Genomic DNA, 9,982 nt, shown 5'->3' with positions numbered 1-9,982 from the left:
CCGCAGCCAGGGCAGGCCCAGTTCGCCGTCGGGGCCGATCACCATGTGCGCTGCTCCAACACGCGCAGGATGTCCTGCCACACGGCTTCGCGCGGCTGGCTGCTGTCGATGCGGGCAAAGCGCTGGGGCGCCGCCTGCGCCCGTGCGGCGTAACCCGCGCGCACCCGCTCGAAGAAAGCCAGGTCCTGCGCCTCGAAGCGGTCGGGCGCACGCACCGCGGCGCGCCGCTCGGCGGCGGTGGCGGGCGGCAGGTCGAACCACACCGTCAGGTCGGGCTGGCGGTCCTGCTGCACCCAGGTTTCCAACTGGGCCAGCACGGCCAGGTCGAAGCCGCGGCCGCCGCCCTGGTAGGCGAAGGTGGCATCGGTGAAGCGGTCGCTGAGCACCCAGGCGCCGCGGGCCAGGGCGGGCTCGATCAGCGTCTGCAGGTGGTCGCGGCGGGCGGCGAACACCAGCAGGGTTTCGGTCAGCGGGTCCATCGGCGCTTCCAGCACCAGGGTGCGCAACTGCTCGGCCAGCGGCGTGCCGCCGGGCTCGCGCGTCAGCACCACTTCACGACCACGCGCGCGCAGCCAGTCGGCCGCGGCGGCGATGTGCGAGGACTTGCCCGCGCCGTCGATGCCCTCGAAGCTGATGAAGCGCCCCGGCACGGCAGGGGCTGCGGATGGAAGGCTCACTTGCTGCTGCGCTGGCGCTGGTACTGGTTGACCGCGCGATTATGGTCGGCCAGGTTCTCGCTGAAGGCGCTGCTGCCATCGCCCCGTGCCACGAAGTACAGCGCCGGGGTGCGGGCCGGCTGCACCGCCGCGCGCAGCGAGGCCAGGCCCGGCATCGCGATGGGCGTGGGCGGCAGGCCGGCGCGCAGGTAGGTGTTGTAGGGCGTGTCGGTCTGCAGGTCGCGCTTGCGCAGGTTGCCGTCGAAGGCGGTGCCCATGCCGTAGATCACCGTCGGGTCGGTCTGCAGCGGCATGCCGATGCGCAGCCGGTTGGTGAACACGCCGGCCACCAGCGGCCGGTCGGCGGCGGTGCCGGTTTCCTTCTCGACGATGGAGGCCAGGATCAGCGCCTCCTGCGGGCTTTTCAACGGCAGGTCGGCGGCGCGCTGTTCCCACACCTCGGCCAGCCTGCGCTCCATCGCCGCATGCGCGCGCTTGAGCACCGTCAGGTCGCTGACGCCGCGGCTGTAGGCATAGGTATCGGGAAAGAAGCGGCCTTCGGCCGGCACGCCGGGCGCGCCCAGTGCGGCCATCAGCTCGGCGTCGCTCATCTCGCGCGTCACGGGCTTGAGCGATGGCGCCGCCGCCAGCGCCTGCCGGAACTGGCGCAGCGTCCAGCCGTCGATCAGGCGCACCACCTCCAGCACCTCATCGCCCTGCACCATCTTGGCCAGCAGCCGGCGCGGCGAGGTCTCGGCGTCGATCTCGTAGCTGCCGGCGCGGATGCGGCGCGCATCGCCCGACCAGCGGAACCATTCGTACAGCAGCCGGGGGTCGGCCTGCACGCCGGCCTGCACCCAGGCCTGGGCCACGTCGCGCGGCGAGGTGCCGGGCTCGATCGACAGCTCCACATGCGGCTGCGCCAGCGGCAGCGGCCGGTTCAGCCACCAGGCCACCAGCCCCACCACCATCAGCACACCGGCCACCATCACCAGCAGCGCCCTTGCCACCATCCGCCCAAGCGCCTTCATCCGGTAAGTCCAGCCCAGCCTGTCGTCATCGTGCGGCTGATGATAATGGGCTGATGGACACCCCTTTTTCTCCCTCCGAGACCCACGGCGCCGCGCGGCTGGCGCACTGGGGCGTGATCCGGGCCACCGGTGCGGACGCGGCCAGCTTCCTGCACGGCCAGCTCACACAAGACATCGAGAACCTGCCGGCCGGCCAGTGGCGCCTGGCGGGCTACTGCTCGCCCAAGGGCCGGCTGCTGGCCAGCTTCGTGGTGCTGCGCGGCAGCGCCGACGACCTGCTGCTGCTGTGCAGCGCCGACCTGCTGGCGCCCACGCTCAAGCGCCTGTCCATGTACGTGCTGCGGGCCAAGTGCAAGCTCACCGACGCCAGCGCCGAGCTGGCGGTGGTGGGCCTGGCCGGATCCAATGCGCTGGCCAGCCTGGAAGCCGCCAGCGCCGCACCGGGCACCGTGCTGACGCAGCCGCAAGGCCAGCTGGCGGTGCTGCCGGCGGTGGCTGGTTGCGCGCGGGCGGTTTACATCGGCGCGGCCGAGGCGCTGCCCGCCCTGCCCCCGCTGGACGCGGCGGCCTGGGACGCGCTGGAAGTGCGCAGCGGCATTCCGCGCATCGTGGCGGCCACGGTGGAAAAGTTCGTGCCGCAGATGATCAACCTGGAGCTGGTGGGTGGCGTCAACTTCCAGAAGGGCTGCTACCCGGGGCAGGAAGTGGTGGCGCGCAGCCAGTACCGCGGCACCACCAAGCGCCGCGCCGCGCTGTTCGAGCTGGACGCGGCGGCGCAGCCCGGCCAGGAAGTGTTCGACGCCCAGGACCCCGGCCAGCCGGCAGGCATGGTGATCAATGCGTCGGCGGGCCAGCCCGCCACCGCGCTGGTGGAAGTGAAGCTGGCCGCGCTCGACGAAGCGCGGCTGCACCTGGGCGCGGCCGACGGCCCGGCGCTGCGGCCGTTGGCCCTGCCCTATCCGCTGCCCAGCGCAGCCGAGTAAGGGCCGCACGCTGACAGGCGCGACCGCCGCAAAGCCCGTAGGCCGGCCTGCGGTGGCCCGCTCCGTTACAGTGCCGCCGTGCTCCAGTTCCCGTCTTTCTCTCTGGGCCACCGCGCCTATGTGTACTACCGCGTAGCACCGGCCGATGCCGCGGCCTGCATCCAGGCGGTGCAGGCGCTGCAAGGCCAGTGGCTGACACGCCACCCGGGCCTGCAGGCGCAGCTGCTGATCAAGCAGCCGGCAGCGCCGGCCGACGCCCTGTCCGACCCCGCCAGGCCACCCCGCACCACGCTGATGGAAACCTATGCGTGGCAACCGCCTGATGCCGCCGCGCAGCCGCCCGACGCCGTGGCCCTGGAGGCCGCCATGGCGGCCTGCACCGCGCCCTGGGTGGACGGCGCCCGCCATGTCGAGGTGTTTGCGCCATGTGTCTAGCGGCGCTGTCCATCGGCCAGCATGCGCGCCATGTGTTCGTGCTGGCCGCCAATCGCGACGAGTACCACCAGCGCCCCGCTGCCCGGCTGGGCTGGTGGCTGCCCGATGGCGGCGGCCCGGCGGTGCTGGGTGGCCGCGACCTGCAGGCCGGCGGCAGCTGGTGCGCGCTCAGCGCCACCGGCCGGCTGGCGCTGGTCACCAACGTGCGGCGGCCCGGTGCCTTCGAAGCCGGCGCGCCCTCGCGCGGCGAGATCGTGGCGCAGTGGTTGCGCGGCGACCAGCCGCCCGACCGCTTCTGGGTGCAGGTGGGCCTGGCGGGCTACAACCCGTTCAACCTGATCGCGATCGACTTTGCGCAGGCGCTGCACTTCTGGTGCGGTGAAGACGCCGCCCCCCGCCGGCTGGACACCGGGCGCTTTTACGGCCTGTCGAATGCGCAGCTGGACACGCCCTGGCCCAAGGTGGTGGCCCTGAAGCAGGCCATGCGCTCGGCCGTTGGCGCCGCCCGCAGCGTGCAAGGCCTGGCCGACCGGCTGTTCACCGCGCTGGCCGACCGCCGCACCTGGCCCGATGCCGACCTGCCGCGCACCGGTGTGCCGATCGAACGGGAACGTGAACTGTCGGCTGCCTTCGTGCACATGCCCGACCGTGGCTACGGCACCCGCTGCTCCACCGTGGTGATCGTCGAGCGCACCGAAGCGGGAGTGGTCACGCATGTGCAGGAGCGCAGCTTCCGGCCCGACGGCAGCCCCGAGGCGGTGCGCCGGGCCGTGCTGCCCCACTGGCCGCCCCAGGCCGGTGCGCAGCAGGCCTGGTCGGTGGAGCAGGCCCATGCGACCGAGCAGGAGTTTGCGGCGCCGTGAGGTGGGTGGCCGCCCTTCAAGGCGCCCGTGCCATCTCCACGTGCGGGATGCCCGCCTCTTCGAACACTGGTCCGCGCGTTGCAAAACCCGCCCGGCTGTAGAAGCCCACGGCACTCATCTGCGCCTGCAGCAGCAGTTCCTGGTCGCCCCGGCTGCGGGCCTCGGCGGCCAGCGCTTCCAGCACCTGGCGGCCGACGCCGCTGCCACGCACCACCGGCAGCACGGCCATGCGGCCGATCCTGGCGACGCCGCCCCCCAGTTGCTGCAGCCGGCCGGTGGCCAGCGGCAGGCCCATGCGGTTGATGGCCAGCGCATGCAGGCAGTCGGCATCGGCCGCGTCGTGCTGCAACCCGGCGGCGATGTGCTGCTCGTCCACGAACACCTGCTGCCGGATGCGCTGGGCGGCCTCGCCCAGGTCGGCCCAGCGGCCCACCCGCAGCTCGACCATCGGCTCGCCCGCCTCGAAGCCTTCCAGCACCGTGCGCAGCGCTGGCGGCACCGGGCGGCTGGTCTGGGTGGCGGGGTCGGCGAACACGTACACCAGCTCGCCGTGCACCAGGCATTGCTCGCCGCGGAACACCGCGCACACGAAGCTCATGGAGCTGTTGCCGATGCGGTCGCAGCGCACGCCCACCGCCAGCTGCTCGTCCATGCGGGCGGAAGCCAGGTACTCCACCGTGGCCTTGCGTACGAACATGTCGCCGCCCAGCTGGCGCATCGTCTCCTGCGTGGGCAGCGCCATCGCGCGCCAGTAGCCGGCCACCGCGGTGTCGAAGTACAGCAGGTAGTGCCCGTTGAACACGATCTGCTGCATGTCCACCTCGGCCCAGCGCACCCGCAGCCGTTCGTGGAAGCGGAAGTCTCCCCGTTTCATGCCATCTCCCAGGCTTGTTTCAGCGCGTCGGCCATGGCCCGCTGCGCCGTGGCCGCTTCGCGCAGCGCGCGGCCCATCTTGATGAAGTCGTGTGTCACCCCGCGCACGATGTCCAGGTCCACGGGCACCCCGGCCAACCGCAGCCGGTCGGCGTAGGCCACGCCTTCGTCCACCAGCGGGTCGCACTCGGCCAGCAGCACGAAGGCCGGGGCCACGCCGGCCAGCTCGTCGGCCAGCAGCGGCGCAAAGCGCCAGTCGGTGCGCTGCTCGTGCGGGATGTAGTGGTCGAAGAACCAGGCCACCTCCTGCGCTTCCAGCAAGAAGCCGTGCGCGAAGCGGCGGTGCGAGTCGGTGTCGGCATGGGCCGTGGTGCCCGGCGTGATCAGCAGCTGCAGTGCCAGCCGCAGGCCGATGTCACGCGCATGCAGCGCGGCCACCGCCGCCAGGGTGCCGCCGGCGCTGTCGCCCCCCACGGCCAGCCGCAGACCGTCCAGCCGCAGCGCATCGGCGCCCGGGCCGGCCAGCCAGCGCAGGGCGGCCCAGCTGTCGTCCACCGCCGCGGGAAAGGGATGCTCCGGCGCCAGCCGGTAGTCCAGCGCCAGCACCGCGCCGCCGCTGCGCAGCGCGAGCTGGCGGCACAGGCTGTCGTGTGTTTCCAGGTTGCCGATGGTGAAGCCGCCGCCATGCAGGTACAGCAGCACCGGCAGCCCGTCGTCGGTGGACGGCGCGTAGAGCCGCGCCGGCCGCGGCGCGCCGTCGCCGCCGGGCACGGTCAGGTCCTGCACCCGCGGCAGCGGCGCGCGCGGCGGCTCCAGCACTTCGGCGGCCGCGGTGTAGGCGATGCGCGCCTCTGCCGGTGGCAGGCTGCTGAACGGCGGCCGGTTGGCGCGGCGAATGCGCTCGAGCAGCGCGGCCATCTGGGGCGTGAGCAAGGAGGTGGGATCGGTGTCTTTCACCCGCCAAGCATAAACAGGCGAAAAAAAAGCCCGAGGCGGAGCCCCGGGCGATTTGGCGCAGCGATGGGCGCTGCGCGGAAAGTTTCAGGACCTCAGTCCCGCCGGGCCGCCCCAAGGGACTGAGCTCCCCCTCGGGGGGCGCGAGCACAGCGAGCTTGGGGGCCAACGTCAATGCTTGTTGTCGAAGAACTGCTCGTCTTCGGTCGAGCCCTTCAGCGCGGCGGTGGAGGCCTGCGCTTCGATGGTGGTGGTGACCGCATCGAAGTAGCCGGTGCCCACCTCGCGCTGGTGCTTGACCGCGGTGAAGCCACGCTCGGCGGCAGCGAATTCCTTCTGCTGCAGCTCGACGAAGGCCGTCATGTTGTTGCGGGCGTAGCCGTAGGCCAGGTCGAACATGCCGTAGTTCAGCGCGTGGAAGCCGGCCAGCGTGATGAACTGGAACTTGTAGCCCATGGCGCCCAGCTCGCGCTGGAACTTGGCGATGGTGGCGTCGTCCAGGTTCTTCTTCCAGTTGAAGCTGGGCGAGCAGTTGTAGGCCAGCATCTTGCCCGGGAACTTGGCATGGATGGCGTCGGCGAACTTCTTGGCGAAGGCCAGGTCCGGCGTGCCGGTTTCGCACCAGATCAGGTCGGCGTATTCGGCGTAAGCCAGGCCACGGCTGATGGCTTGTTCGATGCCGTTGGTCGAGCGGAAGAAGCCTTCGACGGTGCGCTCGCCGGTGAAGAAGGGCTTGTCGTTCTCGTCGACGTCGCTGGTCACCAGGTCGGCGGCTTCCGCGTCGGTGCGGGCCAGCAGGATGGTGGGCGTGCCCATCACGTCGGCGGCCAGGCGGGCGGCCACCAGCTTGCTGACGGCTTCACGGGTGGGCACCAGCACCTTGCCGCCCATGTGGCCGCACTTCTTGGCCGCGGCCAGCTGGTCTTCGAAGTGCACGCCGGCGGCGCCCGCTTCGATCATGGCCTTCATCAGCTCGAAGGCGTTGAGCACGCCGCCGAAGCCGGCTTCGGCGTCGGCCACGATGGGCGCGAAGTAGTCGATGTCGTTCTTGCCTTCGCTCCACTGGATCTGGTCGGCGCGCTGGAAGGTGTTGTTGATCTTCTTGACGACCTTGGGCACCGAGTCCACCGAGTACAGCGACTGGTCGGGGTACATCTCGCCGTTGCTGTTGGCGTCACCGGCGACCTGCCAGCCCGACAGGTAGATGGCCTTGAGGCCGGCCTTGACCTGCTGCATGGCCTGGTTGCCGGTCATCGCGCCCAGCGAGTTGACGAAGGGCTCGGTGTTCAGCAGGTTCCACAGCTTCTCGGCGCCGCGCTTGGCCAGCGTGTGCTCGATCTTGAGCGAGCCGCGCAGGCGGACGACGTCGGCGGCGCTGTAGCCGCGCTTGATGCCCTTCCAGCGGGGGTTTTCGGCCCAGTCCTTCTCGAGGGCGGCGATCTGCTGTTCGCGGGTGGCTTCGTAGGTCATCGTGTGCTCCTTGGCGTTGAACGGGTGGACTGAAGATGGCTTCAGCGTAACCAGCCGCCCGCGGCCTGGGAACACTTATGTCTTATATAAGACTAAAAATCTTCTCCTTCAAAATCAACAGGTTACGGCATTCATTCCGCAATGCAGGATGCTGTCTTCCATGTTGAGAAATCTTGCTGCGCCGCAGCAACCGCTCTTTGCGCCATATGAAATGACAATTTCGCTTGATGAAATCAGCGGCGGGCGCTCCACCAGCGTGCGTACACCCGGTCGGCCAGCCGCTGCTGCGCCTGCAGGAAGGCCACGGTGCCGGCCCTGATGACATCACCGGTGTGCACGGTGTCAGGGTGGGACTGCTGGGCCCGCAGGTAAGCCGGGTCGCGCGAGGCCGACCAGCGCCCCAGCTTCTCGTCGTTGACCTCGATGTGGAACTGCATGCCCAGGTGGGGGCCGTACGCGAAAGCCTGCACCGCACAGGCCGCGTTGGTGCCCAGGCACACGGCACCGGCGGGCAGTTCAAACGCCTCGTTGTGCCAGTGCATGACGTGCTGCGTGGGCTCGGGGCCGAACCAGGCCTCGCGCTCGGCACCAGGCAGCATCTGGATGGCCTGCCAGCCGATCTCGGGCAAGGGTGAGGCCACCACCCGTGCGCCCAGCGCCCGCGCCATCAACTGGCCGCCCAGGCAGTGGCCGATCACTGGCACGCCGGTCTCGAAGCCCAGCGCGATCAGGCGTTCGGTGGCGCGCAACTCGGGCAGCGGGTCGTTGGCGCTCATCTCGCCACCCAGCACCGCCAGCGCGGCATGGCCGCTGAGGTCGGCGGGCAGCGCATCGCCGGCCAGCGCCATGCGCAAGTCCATCGCGATGCCCTCGCGGGCCAGCCATTGCGCCAGGTAGGCGGGTCCATCGCCTTTCATGTTCTGCAGCACCAGCACGGGTTTCAAGATGGCGACTCCTGGCGTGGACGACGTTGGAAGGGGGAAATCAGGCTCATGGGCAGCAGGCAGCAATTCGGGGGCCCGGCGGGCTTGCGCCGCGTCAGGACGTGCGCGCAGCTCACAGGGCCAGCGCGGTGGTCTTCTTGACGGTGCGAAGCACCAGCATCGAGTTGCTGCGGGCCACGCCGGGCAGGTGCATCAGCACTTCGGCATGAAAGCGCTCCAGGTCCTCCGCGTCGCGGTAGGTGAAGCGGATCAGGTAATCGTTGGTGCCGGCCACGTAATAGCAGTCCAGGATCTGCGGCTGGTCGCGCACCGCGCCTTCGAAGGCGGCGATCACCGGCGCGGTGAGCGTCTCCAGGTTGACGATGGTGAAGCTGGTGCCCGGCTGGCCGACCGCCTTGGGATTGAGCAGCGCCACGTAGCGGTCGATCACCCCCGCCTCTTCCAGCTGCTTGACCCGCCGCAGGCAGGCCGAGGGCGACAGGTGCACCCGCTGCGCCAGCTCCAGGTTGGTGAGGCGGCCATCGGTTTGCAACTCCGACAGGATGGCGGCGTCGATCGCATCAAGTTGCACTGCACTGGACATCTTTTGCATGAAATACGAGGAACTGAGGCGGTGCTCGAATTTTATTGCGCTGGCTTGTAACGCCCCCTGCCATTGCGCAAGCACATTGCGCGGGCCTCCCCCTAGACTTTGTCGAGCGCCAGGGCCAACCTGTGGACCTGCCCACCACTTCGAGAGACAGCCCCATGAGCACCACCGAACTTGACGCCTACTGGATGCCCTTCACCGCCAACCGGCAGTTCAAGAAGGCACCGCGCCTGCTGGCCCAGGCCCAGGGCATGTTCTACAAGACGCCCGAGGGCCGCGAGGTGCTGGACGGTGTGGCGGGCCTGTGGTGCGTGAATGCCGGCCATGCCCGCCCGAAGATCGTGCAGGCCATCGCCGACCAGGCGGCGGAGATGGACTTTGCCCCGCCCTTCCAGATGGGCCACCCGAAGGCCTTTGAACTGGCCGAGCGGCTGGTCAAGCTCACGCCGCCGGAGCTCACCAAGGTGTTCTATACCAACTCCGGTTCCGAGTCGGTGGAAACCGCGCTGAAGATGGCGCTGGCCTACCACCGCGCCCGCGGCGAAGGCTCGCGCACCCGGCTGATCGGCCGTGAGCGCGGCTACCACGGCGTCAACTTCGGCGGCATCTCGGTGGGCGGCATCGTGGCCAACCGCAAGATGTTCGGCCACCTGCTGGCCGGCGTTGATCACATCCGCCACACGCACGATCCGGCGCGCAATGCCTTCAGCGTGGGCCAGCCCGCCCATGGCGCCGACCTGGCCGACGACCTGGAACGCCTGGTGGCGCTGCACGACGCCTCCACCATCGCGGCGGTGATCGTCGAGCCGGTGGCCGGCTCCACCGGCGTGCTGATTCCGCCGCTGGGCTACCTGCAGCGGCTGCGCGAGATCTGCGACAAGCACGGCATCCTGCTGATCTTTGACGAGGTCATCACCGGCTTCGGCCGCCTCGGCACCTCTTTTGCCGCCGAGAAGTTCGGCGTGATCCCGGACCTGATGACGGTGGCCAAGGGCATTTCCAACGCCACCGTGCCGATGGGCGGCGTGTTCGTGCGCAAGCACGTGTTCGACGGCCTGATGAACGGGCCGGAAAATGCGATCGACCTGTTCCATGGCTACACCTACTCGGCGCACCCGCTGGCCTGCGCGGCGGCGTCCGCGGTGCTCGACATCTATCGCGACGAGGAGCTGTTCGCGCGGGCT

At 69.9% G+C, this 9,982-nt stretch carries 11 protein-coding genes; 4 read left to right on the top strand and 7 right to left on the bottom strand.

From position 1 onward, the window contains the following. Positions 1-38: 38 nt before the first annotated feature. Complete coding sequence (tmk, locus tag ABNT58_RS21210) at positions 39-677, bottom strand: dTMP kinase (RefSeq protein ID WP_348755399.1); 639 nt, start codon at positions 675-677, stop codon at positions 39-41. After that, on the bottom strand, positions 674-1,687 hold the full coding sequence (gene mltG, locus ABNT58_RS21205; protein ID WP_348755398.1) for an endolytic transglycosylase MltG: 1,014 nt from the start codon (positions 1,685-1,687) through the stop codon (positions 674-676). The genes tmk and mltG overlap by 4 nt, the downstream gene beginning before the upstream one ends. 53 nt (positions 1,688-1,740) lie before the next feature. On the opposite strand from mltG, the gene ABNT58_RS21200 reads away from it, so the two are divergent. The 3 genes from ABNT58_RS21200 to ABNT58_RS21190 all read left to right on the top strand — a co-directional run bounded on the left by ABNT58_RS21200 (position 1,741) and on the right by ABNT58_RS21190 (position 3,968). Next, positions 1,741-2,670, top strand: coding sequence for a folate-binding protein (locus ABNT58_RS21200; protein WP_348755397.1), 930 nt, complete (start codon positions 1,741-1,743; stop codon positions 2,668-2,670). A gap of 78 nt (positions 2,671-2,748) precedes the next feature. Continuing rightward, positions 2,749-3,105: a DUF4936 family protein gene (locus ABNT58_RS21195; RefSeq protein WP_348755396.1), complete on the top strand. Its 357-nt coding sequence runs from the start codon at positions 2,749-2,751 to the stop codon at positions 3,103-3,105. Beyond that, entirely contained in the window at positions 3,096-3,968 is an 873-nt protein-coding gene (locus tag ABNT58_RS21190) for an NRDE family protein (protein ID WP_348755395.1), read from the top strand. Before ABNT58_RS21195 ends, ABNT58_RS21190 begins: the two co-directional genes overlap by 10 nt. A gap of 16 nt (positions 3,969-3,984) precedes the next feature. Here the strand turns inward: ABNT58_RS21190 and ABNT58_RS21185 are convergent, their stop codons facing one another. The 5 genes from ABNT58_RS21185 to ABNT58_RS21165 form a co-directional block, all read right to left on the bottom strand. Beyond that, positions 3,985-4,842: a YbgC/FadM family acyl-CoA thioesterase gene (locus ABNT58_RS21185; RefSeq protein WP_348755394.1), complete on the bottom strand. Its 858-nt coding sequence runs from the start codon at positions 4,840-4,842 to the stop codon at positions 3,985-3,987. Continuing rightward, positions 4,839-5,759, bottom strand: a complete 921-nt coding sequence (locus tag ABNT58_RS21180; RefSeq protein WP_348755401.1) for an alpha/beta hydrolase — start codon at positions 5,757-5,759, stop codon at positions 4,839-4,841. Before ABNT58_RS21180 ends, ABNT58_RS21185 begins: the two co-directional genes overlap by 4 nt. A gap of 207 nt (positions 5,760-5,966) precedes the next feature. Continuing rightward, the gene (gene aceA, locus ABNT58_RS21175) at positions 5,967-7,265 is read right to left on the bottom strand and encodes an isocitrate lyase (protein WP_250195102.1); all 1,299 of its coding nucleotides are present in this window, start codon (positions 7,263-7,265) and stop codon (positions 5,967-5,969) included. Between the two features lie 233 nt (positions 7,266-7,498). Then, positions 7,499-8,200 carry a type 1 glutamine amidotransferase gene (locus ABNT58_RS21170; protein ID WP_348755400.1) on the bottom strand — a complete coding sequence of 234 codons (702 nt, stop codon included), beginning with the start codon at positions 8,198-8,200 and terminating at the stop codon, positions 7,499-7,501. Positions 8,201-8,321: 121 nt separating this feature from the next. Next, complete coding sequence (locus ABNT58_RS21165) at positions 8,322-8,801, bottom strand: Lrp/AsnC family transcriptional regulator (protein WP_348755393.1); 480 nt, start codon at positions 8,799-8,801, stop codon at positions 8,322-8,324. Between the two features lie 155 nt (positions 8,802-8,956). Here ABNT58_RS21165 and ABNT58_RS21160 point away from each other — a divergent pair. Further along, positions 8,957-9,982 (top strand): aminotransferase class III-fold pyridoxal phosphate-dependent enzyme (locus tag ABNT58_RS21160; RefSeq protein WP_348755392.1); only part of this gene is annotated, 1,026 nt, incomplete at its 3' end.

Origin of the sequence: uncultured Aquincola sp. (assembly GCF_964001545.1) — a bacterium.
In the GTDB taxonomy this organism is placed as follows: domain Bacteria; phylum Pseudomonadota; class Gammaproteobacteria; order Burkholderiales; family Burkholderiaceae_C; genus Aquincola.
This window is presented reverse-complemented; position numbering and strand designations above follow the sequence as displayed.

Bases quoted from the DNA above. Each gene is read 5' to 3' on its own strand.
- ABNT58_RS21185 (WP_348755394.1), bottom strand. From the start codon at position 4,842: ATGAAACGGGGAGACTTCCGCTTCCACGAACGGCTGCGGGTGCGCTGG.
- ABNT58_RS21200 (WP_348755397.1), top strand. From the start codon at position 1,741: ATGGACACCCCTTTTTCTCCCTCCGAGACCCACGGCGCCGCGCGGCTG.
- ABNT58_RS21165 (WP_348755393.1), bottom strand. From the start codon at position 8,801: ATGCAAAAGATGTCCAGTGCAGTGCAACTTGATGCGATCGACGCCGCC.
- ABNT58_RS21180 (WP_348755401.1), bottom strand. From the start codon at position 5,759: ATGGCCGCGCTGCTCGAGCGCATTCGCCGCGCCAACCGGCCGCCGTTC.
- aceA (WP_250195102.1), bottom strand. From the start codon at position 7,265: ATGACCTACGAAGCCACCCGCGAACAGCAGATCGCCGCCCTCGAGAAG.
- mltG (WP_348755398.1), bottom strand. From the start codon at position 1,687: ATGAAGGCGCTTGGGCGGATGGTGGCAAGGGCGCTGCTGGTGATGGTG.
- ABNT58_RS21190 (WP_348755395.1), top strand. From the start codon at position 3,096: ATGTGTCTAGCGGCGCTGTCCATCGGCCAGCATGCGCGCCATGTGTTC.